Genomic DNA, 21,040 nt, shown 5'->3' with positions numbered 1-21,040 from the left:
CACTTGGCCGTACTGATACTTGCTGTACTAGTTACTTCTTATTGCGTTACTTCTTATTGCGACGCTGATGGCGCGTCTTGCGAAGGAGTTTGCGATGCTTCTTCTTCGACATGCGCTTGCGGCGCTTCTTGATGACGGACCCCACGGGCACCTCCTGGAACAGATGACATTTAAATACGGGCGCTACACCCATAGACCTGGATTATTTTACCGCTCGGCCGCCCCTGATTTCTTCCTTTAATGTGGGGTAGTCATCACGTCTAGCCGCTTAGTTGGTTTTATTGCCCTTCCCGGTTCGCGTAGCCGCCACCCAGCCGTGCACCTAGCCACCGTGCACCTAGCCACCACCCGGCCGCGCACGTAACCGCCACGCGGCCACGTACCTGGCCACCACCCGGCCGCACACGTAACCGCGCACCTGGCCGTACTTATTCGCCGGCGGTACGCCGTCCAGCTTCGGGCAGGGAACCACCGAGCAAATCTTCTACCGCAGAAACTGGTACCCGGTACGAACCACCCACTCGCACGGCAGGTAGTTCCCCAGAGTGGACCATTCGATACACCGTCATCCGAGAAACGCGCACAAGATCAGCAACCTCCGCAACCGTATAAAACTGGGGGTTATTGAGCGGTAGTTTGGTCATGGCACGTCCTGAAGTCTCGATGAAGGGTCGCACAAGCGACTACAACATGCTTCAGGATAACTCATTTTTGGGAGTTACCAGAGTTCTTGCAGGTGTTGACTTTGCCGCTTAGGCTCACGGAGTGAGTGAAAATGTATCGAGTGGGCGCCCGGCAGCACGCGCCCGCCTCCTCGACAGGATGCGTGAAAGTGTTGACCGAATCGCCCGCGAAACCCCGGCCCGCGCAGCGCTGGGAGTATTCGCACTGGTTATTCTCTTGTTAGTCGGGCTGCTTTCCTTACCTGTAGCTACGGCTAGCGGGCAGCCTGCCCCACTTATTGATGCTTTTTTCACCGCGACTTCGGCGGTATGCGTAACGGGTTTGACCACGGTTTCCACCGCCACTTTTTGGTCCCCGATCGGGCAGCTTTTTATTTCCTTCGGCCTTATTGTGGGCGGCTTGGGTGTAATGACCCTCGCTTCGATTTTGGGCCGCGCGGTTTCTCGCCATGTGGGCCTGACTCAGCGCATGCTCACGGCCAGTGAAAACCAATCCTCCCTAGGGGAAGTCGGGTCCTTGCTCCGCGCCGTCGTGATCGTTTCTTTGACGGTGCAATCGATCCTTTTGGTTTTGCTCCTCCCCTTCTTCCTACAAAAAGGAGAACCGCTCCTTACCAGCTTGTGGCATTCCTATTTCATGGCCGTCTCGATTTTCAATAACGGCGGCTTTGTGATCATGCCGGAAGGGGTGGAGCCATACGTTGGAAATTGGTCGCTTACCATTCCGATTATGCTCGGCACGATCGCGGGCGCTATTGGTTTCCCGGTAGTGCTCGATATGTGGCGCAACCGGAAACGACCCAAAAAATGGTCTATCACCACAAAAATTACGCTCACCACGTATCTAATTTTGTGGATCTTGGGCGCATTCGCGCTCGGCGCTCTCGAATGGCACAACCCGGAAACTCTGGGAGCTTTAAACACCGCGGATCGGATTAATGCCGCTCTTGTACTTTCCACCGACGCGCGTTCTACCGGGCTTGCCACCTCGGATATCGGGGCGATGTCCGAAACGAGTTGGCTCATAATTGACGGCCTCATGTTTATTGGGGGAGGTTCAGCTTCCGCCGCCGGCGGCATTAAAGTAACCACTTTCGCGGTGCTCTTGCTGGCGATCCGCGCGGAAGCCCGGGGCGATCGTGATACCGAAGCCTTTGGGAAACGCATCCCGGCCGAAGTTCTCCGCCTGGCCATTGCCGCGACTTTTGCCGGCGCCCTCATGGTTGGCATCAGCACGATCGCGCTTTTACAGCTCACCGATTTCCACTTCTCCGAAATCCTCCTCGAATCCATTTCTGCCTTCGCTACCTGCGGGCTTTCCACCGGCATTACCTCGGCCCTGCCCAGTTCGGCAAAGGCGGTACTCATTTTGCTCATGTTCTTTGGCCGCACCGGCACCATGACGATTGCTGCCGCCCTCGCCTTGCGGAACCGACGCCGCACCATCCGCCTCCCCCAAGAACGCCCGATTATTGGGTAGCACGTTGATTATTAGGTAGCAAGTTATTTGGTAGCGAGGCGCCGCGATACTGCGGCGGGCAGGTTATAGCGGCAGCGGCACCGGATCGCAGGTTTCCGTGTGGCAGGTTTCCGTGGGGCGGATTTACGGGCGCGGCCGGGTGCTAGGCTCGCCCCCGCGCTTCCACTTAGACTGGGTATGGCCAAACAGAAAGGATTGACGTGGCGGATATTGATGAGAAGGGCGTGCTCGTAATTGGGCTGGGGCGTTTTGGTACCGCTATTGCCACCACGCTAGACGGCCTGGGCCGCGACGTGCTCGTGGTGGAGCGCGATCCGGATCTGGCTCAAAAATGGTCGAGCCGGCTGCGCGTTATCCAAGGGGATGCGACCTCCATGGAAGTGTTGGAGGAAGTGGGAGCCGAAGATTTCCGCACGGCCGTCGTCGGCGTCGGCACCTCCCTAGAAGCTTCCGTACTGGTCACCGCAAACCTGGTAGACCTCGGGACCACGCAGATTTGGGCAAAAGCAATTTCGCGTTCGCACGGGCGAATTTTGCGGCGCATCGGTGCCCACCACGTGGTGTACCCGGAGTTCGACGCCGGCCAGCGCGTGGCCCACATGGTTTCTGGCCGCATGCTCGACTACATCGAAATGGAAGACGGTTTTTCCATCGTCAAAATGCGCCCACCGCGCGATATTCAGGGTTTCACTATTGCCCAATCGCGCATCCGCGAACGCTTTGGCGTACGCATCATCGGCGTGAAAGCCGCCGGGCAAGCCTTCGAATATGCCAGCGCAGACACCCGCATCGGCGCGGACGACGTCATTATCGTCTCCGGAGATTCGGAACTCCTCGAGGAGTTCGCCACCCGGTAGGGCCGGCGGCGCTCGCGCCGGGCCGACGCCGCACCCGCCAGCAACTCCGCGCTTTCTGTTTCGCAATGTTCGCATTTTCCACGCTTTGTGTTTAGGGCACTCGCGCCGGTGCCTTTAGTGTCGGACCCCTGTTCTAGGGTTATGAGTATGGCAAAGACGACGCCGACTTATGAATGCACTAACTGTGGATGGACGGCCGCGAAGTGGATGGGCCGCTGTACCCGCTGCGGGGAATGGGGCACCCTAGAAGTTCAAGAGCCAAGCCCCGCCGCGGCAGCTGCCGGCCCGGGCGGGGATTCCCGCACTCCCGGGCCACTCGCCCCCACTAGCCCGGCCACGCCGATTACCGAGGTGCCGCGAGCCGCGGCCACTAAACACCCCACCGGCGTGAGTGAACTAGACCGCGTGCTGGGCGGGGGCCTAGTGCCTGGCGCCGTCGTGTTGCTCGCCGGGGAACCAGGGGTGGGGAAATCTACCCTGCTCATGGACGTTGCCGCCAAAGCCGCCGCGCAGGCCCAAGCTCGCCAAGCAGGCCCGGTACTCTACGTAACCGGGGAAGAATCGGCCGCGCAAGTACGTTTACGCGCGGAACGTATCGGCGCCCTGCACCCGCATGTGCACCTGGCCGCCGAATCTGACCTCGCCCGCGTGCTCGGGCACGTAGAAACCGCGCGGCCTTCCCTCCTGATTGTCGATTCGGTGCAAACTATTTCCAGTGCGCAGATCGACGGCGCCGCCGGTGGCACCGCGCAAGTCAAGGCCGTAACTAGCGCGCTCGTCCAAGTGGCTAAACGCAGCGCCATGCCCGTAGTGCTCGTGGGCCACGTAACCAAAGACGGCAATATTGCCGGGCCGCGCGTGCTCGAACATTTGGTAGACGTAGTGTGCCAATTTGAAGGCGACCGGCATTCCCAATTACGAATGGTCCGCGCCGTAAAAAACCGCTACGGTGCCACCGATGAAGTCGGCTGCTTCGAACTCACCGATTCGGGCATCAACGGGCTAGCCGATCCTTCCGGCCTGTTTTTATCATCGCGCACCTCTTCGGTTCCCGGCACCTGCGTAACCATGACCTTAGAAGGCCGCCGCCCCATGCCCGTAGAACTACAAGGCCTCGTAGTTCCCGCTACCGGGCGGCCACAACGCACCACGGCCGGGGTTTCCTATTCGCGAGTAGCAATCACCATCGCCGTACTACAAGCCCGGCTCGGCTTTGCCCTGGAACAAAAAGACGTTTTCGTTTCCACCGTGGGCGGGGCGCGAGCAAGCGAACCGGCCGCCGATATTGCTATCGCCCTCGCCCTGGCCTCCGCCTACGCGGATCTACCCATAGCCCCCGGCGTGATCGCCTGCGGAGAAGTAGCCCTCACCGGCGAATTGCGGCCCGTCACCGGCATCCAACAACGCCTGGCAGAAGCCGCCCGGCTCGGCTTCACCCTCGCCCTCGTGCCGCGCGGCACCGCCGCCAAAGACATTCCGGAAGGCCTGCGCACCAAACCCTGCGCCGATATTCGCGAAGCCATGGAAGCCGTGCTCCCCCTCGGATAGCCACGCGGTAAGCGAGACGAATACCTCGGCGTCGACCCTCAAACCTTATTGCGAACGATTCGCATTATCGATAAAATTCCCAGGAAATACTTTCGTTTAGAAGGAATAACCCATGAGAAAATTCCACGCGCTTATCGCCGTTGGAGCTCTGGCCTTCACGAGCGCCCTGGGTGCCACCCCCGCTTTTGCCGACGATTCGGCCCTCACCGACGCCGCTGCGGGAAACGGTACCGAGGAAACTAGCACCGAAACTCTGCGTTTCCTTACCGATGAGGAATACACCGCGGCCATCTACGGCCAAACCGGTAACGAAGCAGATACCAATTCGGAGCTAGCGCCCGCTTCCGCGCCTGCCGCGGGAGGAGAAGCCAGCCAAGCTAATACGACTAGCCGCCCAGTTTCCGAGGATTCGCCTTTCGGCGCACACCTGGGCAAGACCATTACTACCGCCGCGCATGTTGATGCGCCCAAGGTCTTCTGGGAAAACGGCAAGTTCCAGCTGTACAACGAAGCCAAGAGCGTGAACTACCCGCTCGGGCAAACCGCGAACTGGCTCGGCAAGGGCTATACGCGGGCAAATAACCAGGGTAGCAACCTGCACATTTTCGAACCTGGTAACGAACCGATGTACAACTATGTTTCCCAGGTTTCGGACCGCTGGTGGCGGGCACCGGCCGTAGCCGGGCCCGGCAATACACCGATCTGGGCCGGTTTTGGTGCCGATGCCAAGATTCCTACCCAGAACTTCCGGGATGGAGCGTTCTGGTTGGAGCTCGTCGATTTTGATGGCCCGGGCCGCATGGAAATGATGGCAATTGGTTTCGATAACGTGAACCATCTGCTCTCCAGCCACGATCCGGCGAACCGCGCCGCGCTTTTGGTTCCCGGCGCGCACAGCCATAACGAGACAATTTTCTCCAAGCCGGGTGTTTACACCCTCACTTATCGGGCCGTAGCGCGCGGTAAGGACGGCGCAATTATTGCTTCCGACCCGGTGCCTTTCACCTGGTACGTGGGCGGGGTTGATCCCACCACGCAGCCGAATACGCCGCTTGCTGACCGCTACAACGCCGCCGGCGAAGGCGATACCAGCAAGTACAGCTTCTCAGTGGGGCCCAACTCCACCGATAAAAGGTCCTGGGCGGACGGGGACGATAAATTCTCCACTCTGACCTTTAACGCCGGAGATTCCACCGCTTCCGGTACCGTCGCTTTCTTCCTTGACGGTTACTTCCTGACCGAAGTACCGGTCCAAAACGGCGTGGGAACGTACAACGAAATGCTGGGAAGCACGAAGTCTGCTTCCACTTTGCAGGCCGTATTCGTACCTGCAGATAACTCCCACGGCCGCTGGGTTTCCACCGGGATCGAATACACTCCGGGTGAGCAACTTAAGTCCGTGAACCAGATGGCTTCCGCTTGGCCGCAAAAGGCTAGCCGCGATAAGGCACCGGCTTTCACTACGAATACCTACAAGCCCAGCGGCAAGGTGGATTACACGATCAGCACCCAGATTTCCGAAGATGGCGATCAGTTCACCACCACGGTGAAACTTTCCGATCCGAACCTGCGCGGGGAAATCAAGGGCGGCTGGTATAGGAACGCCGATAGCCCGGCTTCCGATCAGCCTTTCGAAGGTTCGATTGGTACCAACGGGGAGCTTTCTTTGGTGGACGACACCGGTTGGCTCACCGACCATGTTCTCAAGTTCACCTTCGTACCCACCCCAGAAATGGATGTAGCTGCGGCAATCGGGCAGTCCTCCTGGAAGCTCGATGATTCCCAACCGCAGTCTTCCACCGCAGAGCTGTATACCGCGGCCGGCAACCCAGTAAATGCGGCCTTCGATAACACGGTAACGCTAGACGGTACCGGCAGCGGCGCCACAACCGGCGAAGGTGAAGGCGAAGAAGGCTCCGGCAACGCAGACGAACCGGGCGCAACAGATGATTCCCAAAACGGCAGCGTACCCGGTACCGGGGAAGCTGGGGGCACGGATTCTGGCGCAGGCTCCGGTAACGACGCCGGTTCTGGCAACGGGAGCGGCGAAGGTAACGGTGACGGTAACGCCGCCAAAGACGAAGAAGATTCAGGCGGCGGTTTTGCCCGTCCGCAGTTCGGCGATGAACCGATCACGGATCCGCTGGGCTCCTCCCACAAGAATCCCTTCCAGAAGCCGGTCCTGTTGACCAAGGGCCACGTGGATATTGGCGCCGCGCCTTTCGGCGACAGCATTACCGGTTTTGTGCACGACGATACTGCCCAGCACGCGAAGGGTTCCGTGTATCGCACGATCGATTCGGTAACGCTAGCCGTGCCCGATTCCACGTTGAAGACGCGCGGGGCAAAAGGCCCGCTGGCATCTAAGGATTTCGACTTCCTGGGCAAGCCGGGCACCGAGTTCTATAACTTGGGGCAAACCTTTGATGGCACGCACGTGTGGCCGGGCTGGTCTACCACCAAGTTCGGGTGGGGTTCTGTAAAGCTCACGCTCGACCCGGTGGAAAAGCCAGAAGGCAGCAACGTTTTCGTGTACCAGTACGACGGCGTGAAGAAGCAGCTGGACATGCTGATTAACACCGCGGAAGGTGACACCACGATCGACATTCCGGAACCGACTCACGCCCACGGCTCTTGGGCTTTCACGAAGCCGGGCGCTTACAAGTTCAACGTGGTCTTCGAAACCCAACGCGGGGTGAAGAGCAAGCCCCAAACCCTGACCTTCCTGGTAGGCGACCAAGCAGTGGCCGGTTATAAGGCAGGCGCGGTGCCGCAGGGTGCCGGTGTGGGCACTACCGATCAGGGTGCCGGGCAAGGAGACGGGCAAGGTGCCGACGCCGATAAGGGCGGTTCCGGTGGCCAGTCCGGTACCGGAAACGACGCCGGTAAGGACGGCACCGGCCAAGATGGCAGCGAGCAAGGCGACGGTAACGCTACCGCGCCGGGCGCAAATGCTGGCCAAGACGGAACTGATACCGGCACGGGCAACCAACCAAACAATGGCCGCAAGTCCATCAATGATCTGGTTGATGCCCTCAACGGCGGAATCCTCCAATTCTGACCGGAACCGGTACGCGCACCGAAAGCTAAAACCGCAGGCGCGCGTATCAGTAGCCGCAAGGCCGGAACCTAAACCGGCTGGTAGATAGCTAAGCGAAACCGCGGCGGAAGTAGCCAAAATGGTTACTTCCGCCGCGGTTTTTGCTTTATTGCAGGGCTGCTTCTTCGCCAAGGCCGCAGCTTTTTTAAGTCTGCCTCTTTGCCAAGGCCGCTAAGGCCGCTTTTTGCCACGGCCGCCACGGCCGCCGCAGCAGGCCGGAGGATTCTCCCCTTGGCCAGGATTCTCTGCTCACCCGCGTTCCCCGGCTACCCAGTTCCCCGACTTCCCTGGTTTCCCGGGCGTCCCCGGGTTACCCGTTTTCCCAGGTTTTCCAGCTTCGCCAGCTTCTCCGGTTTCTCGGTTTATGAGGCTTACCCATTCCCGGCTTCCTCGGCTCCATTTTCGGTGCCCGCGCCCACGGAATTTTCGGGGTTAGCGGCTCCTTCCCCAGCGGCCCCTTCCCCAGCGGCCCCTTCCCCAGCGGTGCCGTCCCCTGCGGTGCCGTTCCCAGCGGCGTCTTCCCCAGCAGGGGCTTCTCCCTCAGTAGCTCCTTCCCCGCCGGCGGCTCCACCGGTAGTACCTTCACCGGTAGAACTTTCGCCACCTGCTTCTTCCCCACTGGCGACCTTTTCGCCCGGGACTCGCGGGGCTGCCCCCAATTGCTGTGACCGCGAACCGACCGGTTTCATTTCAAAAGTAATATCGCCGAGCAGCAACTTGCCATCCTGGGCACTTGCCTCCGCGCGGTAACCACCCGCCTGCGCAAAACTTCCCGTACTCGCACAAGTACCGGGCGAAACCCGGCCCGGCCACGTGATTTCCGTGGTGGCACTCATACCGCGATCAAGTAACAAAATTTTCGACTCCGGCACATCTGCACAGCCCGCGGTCTCCGCAATATCCGCACTCCCCGAAGTGATCTTCACGTTGACGTGCGCACGGCCCACGTCAATAAAACACGGATTATCCATCGAAGTATTGCGCAAAGTCAGCGTGAAAACCGTGGGCGCACCCACCACCCCTCCCTTCAACCCGAGCGAAGATTCGAGCATTGCCGCCGTACATTCCACCGGCTCATACAAAGGTTGCGGGGTTTGCGCGCGGCTTTCCTGATGTTCCGTGACCTTGCCAAACACCGTGGTCACCAGCCAAATCGCGCCGCCCACCAAAACCACAATTACCAACAGCACCGCCAGAATCTTGCCCAGCCGCCCGGTGCTCGGCCTCCCGTTACTCGGTGCTAACGTACCCTGCCGTTCCCCGCGTTGCCGGGCACGCCTTTCTCGTGCCGACGCCGCCGCACCAACCGGCCGGCCACTTTCGCGCCAGCGCCGGCGCGCGGCCTGCGTGCGCGTCGCGGCTCCGGCCGCGGCTTTACCCCCGCGCCGGGTTTTGCGGGCCGCCGGGCTTTGGTTCCCCGAGGTTCTGCTATCAGACCTTTGACTGCCGGATCCGGAACTTTCGCTCTGCCTACTCCGCGCATTTTGGCTACGCCGGCGTTGAGCCCGCTTGCGGCGCTGCAATTCCAGTTCGTCTATTTCTTCTCTCGGGCCGCGAGGAGCCGCGCTTGCGCTCCGCTTAGTAGCCTGCCGTGCCTGCGTGCTCCGGTTTTGAGCGCTCCGGCTTTGCGTACCCCGAGATTGCGAGCCACGCGCCTGACCGCCCCGGGTCTGAGCGGTACCGCGACTTTGGCGGCCACTACTCTGGCCGCGCCGAGCTTGGCGTTCTCCACTCTGGGTACGGCGGCGTTGCTGGGAGCTGCGCCCTCCTTTGCGTGCGCCGCCGCGGCTAGTAGATTTTCCCCCGCCGCCTGTTTTGGCTTCAAAATCCGCGGAAGGTGCTGGTTCGCGATCGTCGAGTAAACCCCGCCAAGCGGCAGGGTCTAAGCCGGGCCGGGAGCGCGGGTATGCCGAGCCACTGCGTGGCGCCTTCGCGCCCGCGTTTTTGCTACCCGCAGTTCTTCCCTTAGCTTGCCGGCCTGATTCCCGCTGGCCGCGCCGCGATCCACCCATTTCCTTCACGGCTATCACGCTACCAAAGCCCAGCCCGGCCCCGGGTGAACCCCGGCCCGCTTTGAGTTTCCCGGCGGACCGCGCAGCCTCCCTGCTGGAGGTTTTGGGCTGAACTTTGGAGTATGAATAGAGGTATGGATTTTTCTGGTGGGCCCCGTTCGCGCTCCGAACGCATACAATTTCACGCACATAACCGCCGGAATGTGCCGGACCTCTGGGACGCGGATACGGAACGCGCCGTCGCCATTGATCGCAAGCTATATGTTTCGCACGGCCCGCGGGAAAGTTTCCCCAGTACCGCCGCTTACTGTGCGGATATGCGGCAACGCTACGACGCGCGGCACGCCTGGTGGAATAGCGGCGGCCCGCAAATGGCAGAAATCCGCGAAACGAGAATTCCCACGCGGCACGGGGAAGTTCCCGTCCGCATTTACTACCCGCTTCTTTGCGGGCACACGCAGCCCGCGCCCAGCTCGCACCATCCCGCGCCCAGCTCGCACCATCCCGCGCCCAACTCGCACCATCCCGCGCCCAGCTCGCACCATCCAGCACCTGGCGCGGACCAGCCTGCTTCCGGCACAAACCAGCCCGCAAATCTACCCGTAAACCAGCCCGCTCCGGGCGCGAACCAGCCCGCTCCAGTCGCGAACCAGCCTGCTCCCAGCACGGAAACTGCTGCTCGCGTGCTGGGCCTACCGGTGCTGTTCTTTATGCACGGTGGGGGTTGGTGCGTCGGCTCATTTGCATCGCATGACCGCTTGACCCGAGAATTGGCTGCGGCCAGCCAGGCGGCCGTGGTAGCGATTGACTACACATTGGCGCCGATGGCCAAGTATCCGCAACCTTTCACGGAATGCTTGGACGTTATCACCACGATGCTGAGCGCGCCCTACCGCGAAAAGTTCCACCTGCAAGCCGCCGCGGGCCTGGCCGGGGATTCGTGCGGCGCCACCTTGGCACTCGGCGTCTACCTTATGTTGCGAGAAAGCCGCGAACGCCTTGGTAACATTGCGGCTAACTCCGGAGATAGCCGCGCGGTCAACCATGGTGATGCCGCCGCGGCTGCCTACACCACCGCCTACAGGGCGATTACTTCCCTGCATTTGTATTACGGCAGTTTTGGCTTGCAGGATTCGGCTTCCGCGCGCCTGTACGGAGGATGGTGGGACGGGATGCGGCCCACGGATCGCGCCGACTATGCCGGCCTGTTTGCCAGCCCGATCCCGGCAGGAACTGGCAACTCAACGGGGTTAGCCGGCCCGGCAGGTTCCGGCGATACCGCGGCCCTAAGTTCCGGCAATCCAGCGGCCCTAAGTTCCAACAAAGTAGCGGAAACAAGTAACCCGGCAGCACCAAGTAACCCGGCAACGCCAAGCAACCCAACAGCGGCAATGGGCCCTGCCGGCCGGTATCTCGATCTGCTTGGTAGTCACGACCTCACATACGATATTCCGCCCGTATACATTGCCGCGGCCGAACTAGACCCCGTGCTCGATGATTCGCGCGCACTCGCCGCAATTCTCGCGAGCGCCGGCCTGCCCCACCAGTTCCGGATTTTCCCGGGCACCATACATGCCTTTATGCAAAGGACGCGCGTGATTGCGCAGGCCCGCACCGCCGTCGTCGAATCTGCCAGCTGGTTCAGGCAGCATTTGCCGGCCCCTAACCCGGATTCGGAAAATCCAAACTAGACCCGCACACCCCGCGAGCAGGCAGCTTCCGCGGGGCCGGCCAGTTCCGCCCGTTGCGGGCAAGCTCCCGGAATCGGGCAAAAGCTTGTATCTTTATGTAATGGCTCAGAATTTTGAACAGATCACAGACAGCATAGCTTTCCACGCCGAAGGGCCGGTGTGGAGTTCCGCGTGGGGTGGCCTGCGTTTCGTCGATATGTTGTGCGGCGATCTTCTCACCATGGATGCGTCCGGCGCGGTTTCCCGCCTGGCCACTGGTTCGAAAATTGCGGCCTTCGTGCGCCCGCGCACCCAGGGCGGTTACGTGGTGGCAACGGAACGCGGGCTGGCGCTCGCCGCTGACCCCTTCGGTGCCCCGGAAGAAAAGCTCACCCTTTTTAACTCCCCGGCCTACCGTATGAACGAAGGTACCGTGGACCCGTGGGGTTACGTTTATGCCGGTTCTATGCCTTACGTGCGCGACGATGAAACGCGCGGCACGGCGAAACTTTGGCGGATTTCCCCGGATTTGGAGGCGCAAGTTGTTCTCGATTCGGTGACCACTTCGAATGGGCTCGCTTTTTCTCCGGACCGTACCCGTGCCTATTACAACGATACGACGACGCGTGCCACCGATGTTTTTGATGTTACTGAAACTGGCGAACTCGTAAACCGCCGCGTTTTCCATGACGCAGACGGATTCTCCCCGGACGGTTTGACCGTGGATAGCAAAGGCAATATTTGGGTGGCGCTCAACCGGGCCGGAAAAATCCGCGTCTACGATCCGACGGGCACAATCGCCGAAGAATACGACCTGCCCGGAATTACCGGTACGACGGCGGTGACCCTGGGCGGCGAAGATGGTAAGGACGTATTCGTTACCGTCTCTCGCGAAAATGATGAGGCGAAGGGCGCCGGTGCGGTGTGGTGGACGCGTTCCCCAGTAGCTGGCCAAGAAACCACGGCCTTCCGCGGGTAGACAAGCGGGCGGCTATACGCAGCTAACAAGCTCGGCGTCCCACGGTTAGTAACCACGGCTTTCGCGGCTACCGCTCACCGCAAGCATTCCCGAGGCACAGCTCGCCATTTCGAGGTTCGTATATTTATTTAAATTACGGGATAGGAAGGATTGCACAGTTGGACATTTTGGAAAACCCTGGCGCGGCGCAGGATAATGCCACCGTGCCGGATAGGTTCGCGGCGCCCAACGATTCCGCCGCGCCCAACGATTCCGCCGCGCCGGCGCAGTTTCTGCTCGTGCAAAGCCGCCCGGGTGAAGAAGCGGCTTTCCGGGAACTGGAATCGGTGGCCCGGTTCGCGGGCCTGCCCCAAAGCGCGCTGTTCCAAATCCGGCTCGATGCAGAAGTGGACGCCGGGAATGTGGATACGGATTGGGAAGCGTTGCTGGCCGGCCGGGCCGGCGTGATTTTGGGTGGTAGTCCTTTCGACGCCGGTGCGGCCAATAAGTCCGCCCTGCAAATCGCGGTAGAAAAAGAGATCCACGCCCTGTTGGAAATTGTGGTGGAGCGCGAAATTCCTTTCCTGGGCTTGTGCTACGGGATCGGGGCTTTGGGCACGTTTTTGGGCGCTACCGTGGATACGCATTACGGGGAAGACGCCGGTCCGGTCACGATTTCCCTCACCCCGGAAGCCACCACCGACCCGGTGTTTGCAGGTTTGCCGGAAAATTTCACGGCACTTGTGGGGCATCATGAGGCTTTGCGGGAGATACCGGCAGGCGCGGTACTGCTTGCGACCGGGGAGGGAGCTCCCGTGCAGGCTTTCCGTTACGGTCCTTGCGCTTATGCCACCCAGTTCCACCCCGAGCTCGACGCCGAAGCGATTATCTACCGGCTGGATTTGTACGCCGACCGCGGCTACATGGATCTAAGCCGCAAAGACGAAATCTACCGCGAGATTCGCGCTGCCGAGCTGACCGATTCGCACCGCGTCCTAGAAAACTTTGCCCGCGTCTTCGGCAGGCAACAAAGCGTGCAACAAGGCGGGTAGCAAAGCGGGCAGCAAAGCTAGCAACAAAGCGTGCGGCAAGGCAGGCAGCAAGGCGGGTAGCAAGGCTGGTAGCAAAGCGTGCGACAAAGCTAGCAAAGCCAATAAGGCCCGGTATAGCGTCGTAACGCTATACCGGGCCTTCTGCCATTCAAGACGGCTTGCGTGGCGGTGCCTCTGGCACCGCTGGTTAGAAGCGGATGGCGTCGATGGGTTTGATTCGCACGGCTATGGTGGCGGGAATAATCCCGCACAGTGCACCTACGCCTGCGGATATTACGACGCCGAGGAAGGCTGCCGAAAGCGGGTAGCCCACCTCCGCGGTGTCTATACCTAGCTGGAGAATCTCGTTTACGGGTAGGAATCTGATGGTGAGGATAGAGGCGATAACGCCCACCACTCCGGCCACGGTAGTGGCCACCACGGATTCTAGGAAAGTAGAGGTGAAGATCCGCCGGGCCGAAGCCCCCATAGATCTTCTAATCCCGATCTCCCGTACCCGCGCCTGTACCGTAATAATCGAAACCGTGAGCAGGCCGAAAGCACCGAGCAGAATCACAATCCCGCCAATAATCGAAATTGCTTTCGTGAGGCCCGAATTGTAATTATCTGCCGCCCAGTTGGACGAACTTGCCCAATCATCTTGCACATTCCAGTTTTTGCCCAGCTGGCCTTTCACCACGGAATGGATAACCTTCAGGTTTGCCTTTTCCGTACCTTCGGGCACCATCACATTGAATTTCCACTCCGCCGTATCCAGCTTGGTTTTCGGCGCTACTTGCACGAGCGCGTCGTACGGCGTCGTTAGCAAAGGCATATCGAAAGGACTCGCGTTCGCAATCACCCCTACCACCGTGAAACGCGGCATGTTCTTGCCGTACATTTCTACTTGTGGATGCAGTTCCAGGTTGGGCCGGCCCATCTGGTTCCACAGCTTTTCGCTAATCACCGCCGGGTTCATTTGCAGGTCCGCATCGGCTTCCGTGAGCAGCCGGCCCGCGATTAGCCGCTTGCCATAAATCGTGAAATAGTTCGGGTCTACGCCGCGAATATCCGCGGTTTGATCCATGCACGCGCCGGCCGCGAGCACTACCTCGCCGGGCTGGGCAGCCGAATAATCTGGCACGCTCGAAAAACTCAGCATATCCATATTCGCGACCCCGATATCCGCCGGATTTTCCAAGGTGCCGATCCCGCCCGCACCAAATCCGGGGTCACCGGGGTCGCCGGCGTCGCCGCCCACAAAGGGACCAGCCGGACCGGCTATGCCGGCAGCTTCCATACTGGATTCGGCACCTTCCAGCCCGCCGTCTTCCGGCCCGGCGCCTTCCGGCCCGGCGCCGTTTTCCGCGCCAACTTCGCTGCTGTTCTCCGCACCGGGCCCGCCGCCGCTCGCCGGAACATTTTCGCCGCCTCCCAGGGCTTCCACATCGGCTTCGCCCTCGGCGCTACCTTCGCCCTCGGCGCTTCCTTCACCCATCATGCCGGGCTCGCCCATCATGCCACCGAAGGGATTCATTTGATCGCCCGTGCACACGGGCATTCCGGGAGCTTCTAGGTACATGGAGAAGCCGAGTTGCCGGGTCCAATAATTGGCGCCAGCTTCTTCCGCCATAACCTTCGTGGCCTGGCCGAAAGGATCTTCCCGCGGGCCTTCCATCATGCGTTCCAACGGATTTTCGCCTTGCACGGACTCGCCAGTCAGCGCCGGATCAAACATAAACGGGAGTTTGTTCTCGTAGTCCTCACCTTCTGGAGCATCTCCCATGTGGTTGGCCGAAATCCCGATGGTTCCCGAACGGCCAGCAAAGTCCGCCTGCGATAGCTCCGCCGCCTTAGAAATATACGAACCGATCGAAAGCACGGTAGCCATCGCCCATACGGCCACGGCCACGCCCACCAGGGAAAGAATCAGCCGCATCCGGTTAATGCGGATCTCTTCCCAAGCTTCTACCAGAGCGCCGAGTATCCTACCCATTGCTCGTCTCCCCTCGCTCTGCCCCGGGTTCAGCCCCGCGTCCAGCCCCGTACTCATCCCCGGTTTCAGTCCCGAGTTCAGCTCCTTGCCTTGCCCCGGGTTCTACGCCGGCGGCTGGCGCTGCCGGCGGCTGTGCTTGTTGCCCGCTTATTTCGTGCATGGCTGCAAGGGCCCGCTGAATGGGCGCGCCACCGGAGTGGAGCACGCCGTCCGCAATTTCGTAAACAGTTTTGGCGCGGGCTGCCACCGTTGGGTCGTGCGTGATCACCACGAGCGCCGCATTGGTTTCCGCGGCCACTTCTTCGAGCAGGTCCATTACCAGGGCACCGGTGTTTACGTCCAAAGCCCCGGTAGGTTCATCGGCCAGAATCACTTTCGGGCGGCGTACCAAAGCCCGCGCAATAGCCACGCGTTGCTGTTCCCCGCCCGAAAGATGGCCGGGCATAGCATCCAACCGGTCCCCTAAACCAACACGGTCTAACATTTCTGCGGCGAGCCGGCGGCGTTGCATAATCCGCGCGGTATCCGAATACAGGAGAGGCACGGCTACGTTATCCACTGCGTTTCGGGTAGGGAACAAATTGAACTGCTGGAATACGAAACCGAAAATCTCGCCGCGCAAATGCGCGCGCTGCGATTCCGAAAGCCCGGCCACCGAACGCCCTTCGTATTCGTAGTAGCCACCATCGGGCAAATCGAGCATGCCAATAATATTGAGCAGCGTCGTTTTTCCGGTACCAGACTGCCCCACAACAGCCACGTGATCGCCGGCATTCACCTGCAGATTCACGCCCTTGAGAATCGGCAAAGGGTTGCCGTTCTGTAAAGTCACTGTGCGGGTTATTTCCCACATGTTAAGCAAAGGCGGCTGTAACGCCATGTTTATCAGCTCCTTGCCTAGAACATGGGGCCCTGCGGGCGCTCATTTTCTTCCGCGGAAGGCACGAATTGCAAAATTTCTTCGCCCTCTTCCAAACCGGAAGTGATCTGAATAATCTTTCCGTCCGTAATGCCCAAACCCACGGTTCGCTTTTCGGGTTTCTTACCTTCCGGGCCGGGGATGTATACAATCCCTTCCCGGTAGCGGCCTTCTACCGCGGAAACCGGGACTACGAGCACGCCGGTAGCATTCTGCCCCGCGATTTCAAGCTTCGCGGAAATACCGTCATACACTTGCTGCTCGGCCGGGATCGCGCACCGCAGTTGCGGGTTCGAACCGGTAGCTTCCTTGCCGGGGCCGCCCTGGGTCGAATCCAAGCCGGGCACGCCCGATCTACTACCGGCAGAAGCCGTTATAGTTTGCAGGCCGGTGCAGGTAAACGGTGCCGGGCCGTCCTTAATTGCCACGGTCGCTTCCCCAGGCAGCTGCTCTAACCCATAAAGCTGGTCCGGGGTGATCGAAACTTCCGCGTGGAAAGTGGCCGGCACAATCTGGCCGATCACCTCGCCAAGCTGGACTTCTTGGCCCTGCAAAACGTCAAGGTTGAGCTTGCCGGCTGCCGGGGCCTTAATATTGATGTACTTTTCGGTGGTGCGTTCTTGGAGCTGCGTCGTCGAACCCGGTGCCGCATACGGATCATCCGGATCGCCCGGCACGGGCACCTCTACCTCTACCTGTTCAACATTAGTTTGCGTGAGTTGCAAAATATTTTGCCCCTCACTAACTTCCGCTCCCGAGTTCACATAAAAATGCGTTACCTTACCGGATTCGGTGGCCTTCACCGGGCGCGATTCGTCCCGTAGCACCCGCGCATCAAGTTTCAGCGTATTGTCAATATCTGCCGTATAAGCACTAACGGTCGGGTTCGTGAACTTGCCTTGTGCCACCACCGGCGGGGCTTTTTCCTGATTGGGGAAGAAGGCGAATTTCACCAGGGCAACCGCGATCACCGCCGCAATAATTATTTTCAGGATCTGGAATATTAGGGTTCGTTTTGGGTGAGCTTCCATGAGACCTCCCTCGGTCCGAGCGCGACCCAACCAAAAACAAGTGGCTTGATCGCCTTCACACATCAACCCAAATATATTATCTTCCCGGTCACTTTTTCATTCGCTTTGTCCACCCCCAGGTGGACAGTTTTTCAAAGCGACCCGCAACCGGGGACCTTAAATACAGCGCCGCGCCGCGGCTTGGTTCTGCCGCGGCGCGGCGTGTTTAGTTCGGGCCGTTGCAAGTACTGCGGCCGTAGCAAATTTAGGCGCTGGGTTTAATGAAGGGGAAGGTAATGGTTTCCCGAATGCCCAGGCCGGTGAAGGCGGTGAGCAGCCGGTCGATCCCCATCCCCATGCCACCGGTGGGTGGGAAGCCCTGTTCTAGAGCTTCGATGAAGTCTTCGTCTAGCTGCATGGCTTCCGGATCGCCCTTGGCCGCTTCCAAAGACTGTTGGGTCAAGCGTTGGCGTTGGATTACCGGATCGGCCAATTCTGAGTAGGCCGTGCCCAGTTCCATACCCCGCACATACAAATCCCACTTTTCTGTAACCCCGGGCTTGGTGCGATGCGGACGGGTAAGCGGAGACGTATCTTCCGGGAAATCGTAGACGAAGGTCGGTTCATACAGCTGGTCGCCGTACAGTTCTTCGAATAGTTCTTCCACGATCTTGCCGGGAACCCAATACGGCGCCACCGAAATATCGTGCTTTTCGGCATACTTCTCGAGGGTTTTCCGCGGTGTTTCTACCGTTACTTCCTCACCCAAACACTGCGAAACCGTTTCATACAAATCAATCTTGCGCCACTGGCCCGAAAGATCGTATTCGGTACCGTCCGCCAAAGTAACCTGCAAGGTGCCCAAAGTGTCCAAAGCTGCCTGCTGCACTAGGTCCTGCGTCAGATCCGCCATCACATCATAAGTCGCGTATGCCTCGTAGCATTCCAGCGAGGTGAACTCGGGCGAATGGGTGGAATCAGCGCCCTCATTGCGGAAATTGCGCCCGATTTCGAACACGCGGTCAATTCCGCCTACCACGGCCCGCTTCAAATACAGCTCGGTCGCAATCCGCAAATACAGATCCTGATTATACGCGTTAATGTGCGTCACGAACGGGCGAGCGGATGCCCCACCATGCAAAGTCTGCAAAATCGGGGTTTCAATTTCCGTATATCCACGCCGATCAAAATTCGCGCGCAAAGACTTCATTACCCCGGCCCGCAAACGCACCATATCCCGCGCCTGCGGACGCGTAATCAAATCCAAGTGCCGCAAACGCACCCGCGACTCTTCAGACAGGGAAACATCCTCCCCCGCCTCATTCTTGTACACCTTAGGCAAGGGGCGGATCGCTTTCGAAGCCATCTGCCATTCCCGCGCAAAAATCGACAGCTCTCCGCGCTTGGAAGCCCCGGCATAGCCGCGCACGAAAATGAAATCGCCCAGATCCACATCGTGCTTGAAATCGTCCAAACGTTCCTTGCCCACATTCGCCAAGCTCAACAACACTTGGATACGGTTACCCGGCCCATCTTGCAAAGTCGCAAAAGCAATCTTGCCGCCCGAACGCTGCAACATTACCCGGCCCGCGATGCCAATATCCGTATCCGTGAGCTCTTCACCCGGCTCCAGATTCGCATACTTCTCCCGCACCTGCGGGATAGTCGCCGTAATCGGCACCTCTGCCGGGTACGGATCCGTACCCTCCGCCAACAGCCGTTCACGTTTGGCCATCCGGTTACGGATCTGCTCCGGCGCATCATCACCAAGGACCCCCGCCACCTCGGCAAGGTCCACGCCAGGCACCTGATCTGGTGCGTTCTTCAATGTGGATTCGGATTCGTTCGTAGTCACGCTTCCTAGGGTACCTGGTGGCGTGCTAACTCGCTGGAAAGCCGCGGCCACCCGCTGGCAAAATCACGTACTCGCGCTCGTGCTCCCACATGTACTCGCGCACGTACTCCCAGTTGTACGCCAGCGCGCACTCCTGCGTTTGCCGAGCGCGCACTCGGTAAACATGCCCCTCCCACACCCCGGGGCGGTCCAAAACGCGGCCAAAAGCAGATCTTCTCTACCCACTTTTCCCGCGCCCCTCCCGGGTAGCCCTTACCTAGCATGGTTCCGGCAGGCGCTAGCACGGTTCCAGCAGGCGCTAGCATGGTTCCGGCAGGCGCTAGCATGGCTCCGGCCGATGAATGTTAGGCGCGGGCGGCAGCGAAACTAATCCCGGAAGAGTGCAGGCCTGCCGTGTTTCCTGCCGGTACTTGGCCGGGTTCTGCCCCGCGTTCAATTTCGCGATTCGCGCCGTCCACGAAAACCACGCGCGGCTCGTAGCTCCGTGCCACGGCGTCTTCGAGCTGCGAATACGCAATGATAATTACTAGGTCGCCGCGTTCTACGAGATGCGCGGCGGCACCATTGACGTTAATGATCCCACTTCCCGGTTCTCCGGGTATCGCGTACGTAGTGAGCCGGTTTCCGTTCGCAATGTCGACGACGTCTACCGCCTCGCCCGGCAAAATATCGGCCGCCGTGAGCAGATCGGAGTCGATCGTAATCGACCCTACATAGTTCAGGTCTGCGCCGGTAACCGTGGCGCGATGGATTTTGCCCGTCATCATCCGGCGCCACCGCACGCCGGTCGAACTAGCTGCGCCAGCCGGTGCGGCAGCCGCAGTTTCCGGCGTAGCAACTGGTGCTTCCGGCGTCGTAACTGCTGCCGCAGCCGATGCCACCACCGGTGCCGCAACGGATGCCGCAACCAGCACTTCTTCCGGCGTGGTGGAAAATGCGGCGGAGTTAGTAGCACTGTTTTTAGGCGTGGGCATGAAAAGTGACCTCCATATTGTCGATCAAACGAGTGGGCCCCACATAGGCGGCCAAGATGAGCAAGCCGCGGGCCGGCAAAGCTGTGGGAGTAGGAACAGAATCTTCCGGGGCGGTAAGCGGCTGGAAAGTTTCCGGGTCTACGAGTTCGGCGTAGTCGATCCGCACCCCCGGGGCGTTGCTGAGCACTGCGCGCGTGGCCGCCAAAGTTTGTTCCGGGCTGGCCCCGGCCGCAGCCGCTTTGCTTCCGGCTTGCAATGCTTGGAACAGGGCAAGGGCGTGAGTTTTTTCTGCCGCGGAAAGATACGTATTGCGCGAAGAACGGGCTAGGCCACTAGCTTCCCGCACGATTGGTACCGCGTGGATTTGGAGCGGCATATCCAGATCTGCCACCATGGTGCGCACGAGCGCTAACTGTTGCGCGTCCTTTTGCCCAAAGAAAGCAATATCCGGTTCTACCAGGCTGAATACCTTATGTACTACTTGGAGTACGCCCGCAAAATGGGTGGGCCGCGTAGTTCCTTCAAAACGGGTAGCAACCGGGCCCGGGTCGATCCGTACCAAGGGCTGGCGCGGATACATTTCGGCGTCGCTCGGTGCGAACACCGCGCGCACCACACCGGTTTTTTCGGCACCTGCGGGAGCGGAAGCGGGCGCCGCCAGAGTATCGAGCAGGGCGCAATCGGCTTCCAGATCGCGCGGATAGGAAGCGAAATCTTCCGTGGGTGCGAATTGGAGCGGGTTTACATAAATAGAAACTATTACGTTATCGGTTTGTGCCAGGGCAGCTTTCACTAGAGCAAGATGCCCTTCATGCAGCGCCCCCATCGTCATTACAAGCCCAACGGAACCGGTTAGCTCAGCGCGCACAGCGCGCAACTGCGCTTTGGTGCGAATTACCTCTACCACGCCGCATATGGTAACCCGGAGCCGCGCCGCGCGCGCAAAA

The 21,040-nt window shown here is 60.0% G+C and carries 16 protein-coding genes; 7 read left to right on the top strand and 9 right to left on the bottom strand.

What is annotated here, in order from left to right; all coding sequences use genetic code 11:
• Window positions 1–46 precede the first annotated feature (46 nt).
• Complete coding sequence (locus BLT47_RS04895) at window positions 47–145, bottom strand: 30S ribosomal protein bS22 (RefSeq protein ID WP_005504750.1); 99 nt, start codon at window positions 143–145, stop codon at window positions 47–49.
• 283 nt (window positions 146–428) lie between these two features.
• Window positions 429–644: a helix-turn-helix domain-containing protein gene (locus BLT47_RS04890; RefSeq protein WP_065414958.1), complete on the bottom strand. Its 216-nt coding sequence runs from the start codon at window positions 642–644 to the stop codon at window positions 429–431.
• 121 nt (window positions 645–765) lie between these two features.
• On the opposite strand from BLT47_RS04890, the gene BLT47_RS04885 reads away from it, so the two are divergent.
• The 4 genes from BLT47_RS04885 to BLT47_RS04870 all read left to right on the top strand — a co-directional run bounded on the left by BLT47_RS04885 (window position 766) and on the right by BLT47_RS04870 (window position 7,629).
• Window positions 766–2,163 (top strand): TrkH family potassium uptake protein, encoded by a 1,398-nt coding sequence (locus BLT47_RS04885; RefSeq protein WP_231583142.1) that lies wholly within the window; start codon window positions 766–768, stop codon window positions 2,161–2,163.
• 200 nt (window positions 2,164–2,363) lie between these two features.
• Window positions 2,364–3,020, top strand: coding sequence for a potassium channel family protein (locus BLT47_RS04880; protein WP_049619961.1), 657 nt, complete (start codon window positions 2,364–2,366; stop codon window positions 3,018–3,020).
• Window positions 3,021–3,167: 147 nt separating this feature from the next.
• Window positions 3,168–4,568, top strand: a complete 1,401-nt coding sequence (gene radA, locus BLT47_RS04875) for a DNA repair protein RadA (protein ID WP_074662321.1) — start codon at window positions 3,168–3,170, stop codon at window positions 4,566–4,568.
• A gap of 112 nt (window positions 4,569–4,680) precedes the next feature.
• Entirely contained in the window at window positions 4,681–7,629 is a 2,949-nt protein-coding gene (locus BLT47_RS04870) for a choice-of-anchor M domain-containing protein (protein ID WP_074662316.1), read from the top strand.
• Between the two features lie 410 nt (window positions 7,630–8,039).
• On the opposite strand, the gene BLT47_RS09115 is transcribed toward BLT47_RS04870, so the two are convergent.
• A complete protein-coding gene (locus BLT47_RS09115) occupies window positions 8,040–8,858 on the bottom strand; it encodes a hypothetical protein (protein WP_143021772.1) in 819 nt (272 codons plus the stop codon).
• A 1,025-nt stretch (window positions 8,859–9,883) separates the two neighbouring features.
• On the opposite strand from BLT47_RS09115, the gene BLT47_RS04860 reads away from it, so the two are divergent.
• The 3 genes from BLT47_RS04860 to BLT47_RS04850 all read left to right on the top strand — a co-directional run bounded on the left by BLT47_RS04860 (window position 9,884) and on the right by BLT47_RS04850 (window position 13,360).
• Window positions 9,884–11,371: an alpha/beta hydrolase fold domain-containing protein gene (locus BLT47_RS04860; protein WP_176764483.1), complete on the top strand. Its 1,488-nt coding sequence runs from the start codon at window positions 9,884–9,886 to the stop codon at window positions 11,369–11,371.
• Between the two features lie 100 nt (window positions 11,372–11,471).
• On the top strand, window positions 11,472–12,329 hold the full coding sequence (locus tag BLT47_RS04855; RefSeq protein ID WP_074662304.1) for an SMP-30/gluconolactonase/LRE family protein: 858 nt from the start codon (window positions 11,472–11,474) through the stop codon (window positions 12,327–12,329).
• A gap of 158 nt (window positions 12,330–12,487) precedes the next feature.
• Window positions 12,488–13,360: a glutamine amidotransferase gene (locus tag BLT47_RS04850; RefSeq protein ID WP_176764482.1), complete on the top strand. Its 873-nt coding sequence runs from the start codon at window positions 12,488–12,490 to the stop codon at window positions 13,358–13,360.
• A gap of 187 nt (window positions 13,361–13,547) precedes the next feature.
• Here BLT47_RS04850 and BLT47_RS04845 read toward each other — a convergent pair whose 3' ends face one another.
• The 6 genes from BLT47_RS04845 to panC form a co-directional block, all read right to left on the bottom strand.
• Window positions 13,548–15,335, bottom strand: a complete 1,788-nt coding sequence (locus tag BLT47_RS04845; protein ID WP_074662300.1) for an ABC transporter permease — start codon at window positions 15,333–15,335, stop codon at window positions 13,548–13,550.
• Complete coding sequence (locus BLT47_RS04840) at window positions 15,328–16,167, bottom strand: ABC transporter ATP-binding protein (protein ID WP_407706085.1); 840 nt, start codon at window positions 16,165–16,167, stop codon at window positions 15,328–15,330. Before BLT47_RS04840 ends, BLT47_RS04845 begins: the two co-directional genes overlap by 8 nt.
• A gap of 65 nt (window positions 16,168–16,232) precedes the next feature.
• Window positions 16,233–17,285, bottom strand: coding sequence for an efflux RND transporter periplasmic adaptor subunit (locus BLT47_RS04835; protein WP_074662296.1), 1,053 nt, complete (start codon window positions 17,283–17,285; stop codon window positions 16,233–16,235).
• A gap of 244 nt (window positions 17,286–17,529) precedes the next feature.
• Window positions 17,530–19,062 (bottom strand): lysine--tRNA ligase, encoded by a 1,533-nt coding sequence (lysS, locus tag BLT47_RS04830; protein WP_074662458.1) that lies wholly within the window; start codon window positions 19,060–19,062, stop codon window positions 17,530–17,532.
• A gap of 401 nt (window positions 19,063–19,463) precedes the next feature.
• Window positions 19,464–19,886, bottom strand: a complete 423-nt coding sequence (gene panD, locus BLT47_RS04825) for an aspartate 1-decarboxylase (protein WP_074662455.1) — start codon at window positions 19,884–19,886, stop codon at window positions 19,464–19,466.
• Window positions 19,887–20,079: 193 nt separating this feature from the next.
• Window positions 20,080–21,000 carry a pantoate--beta-alanine ligase gene (gene panC, locus BLT47_RS04820; RefSeq protein ID WP_074662452.1) on the bottom strand — a complete coding sequence of 307 codons (921 nt, stop codon included), beginning with the start codon at window positions 20,998–21,000 and terminating at the stop codon, window positions 20,080–20,082.
• Window positions 21,001–21,040 lie beyond the last annotated feature (40 nt).

Source organism: Actinobaculum suis (assembly GCF_900102025.1).
In the GTDB taxonomy this organism is placed as follows: Bacteria; Actinomycetota; Actinomycetes; order Actinomycetales; family Actinomycetaceae; genus Actinobaculum; species Actinobaculum suis.
The sequence above is the reverse complement of the archived record's forward strand: the minus strand, read 5'-3'. Positions and strand labels throughout refer to the sequence as shown.

What these genes read in the sequence shown, in the direction of transcription:
- BLT47_RS04890 (WP_065414958.1), bottom strand. Translation starts at nt 644, where the DNA reads ATGACCAAACTACCGCTCAATAACCCCCAGTTTTATACGGTTGCGGAG.
- radA (WP_074662321.1), top strand. Translation starts at nt 3,168, where the DNA reads ATGGCAAAGACGACGCCGACTTATGAATGCACTAACTGTGGATGGACG.
- BLT47_RS04870 (WP_074662316.1), top strand. Translation starts at nt 4,681, where the DNA reads ATGAGAAAATTCCACGCGCTTATCGCCGTTGGAGCTCTGGCCTTCACG.
- BLT47_RS04855 (WP_074662304.1), top strand. Translation starts at nt 11,472, where the DNA reads ATGGCTCAGAATTTTGAACAGATCACAGACAGCATAGCTTTCCACGCC.
- BLT47_RS04845 (WP_074662300.1), bottom strand. Translation starts at nt 15,335, where the DNA reads ATGGGTAGGATACTCGGCGCTCTGGTAGAAGCTTGGGAAGAGATCCGC.
- BLT47_RS04835 (WP_074662296.1), bottom strand. Translation starts at nt 17,285, where the DNA reads ATGGAAGCTCACCCAAAACGAACCCTAATATTCCAGATCCTGAAAATA.
- panD (WP_074662455.1), bottom strand. Translation starts at nt 19,886, where the DNA reads ATGATGACGGGCAAAATCCATCGCGCCACGGTTACCGGCGCAGACCTG.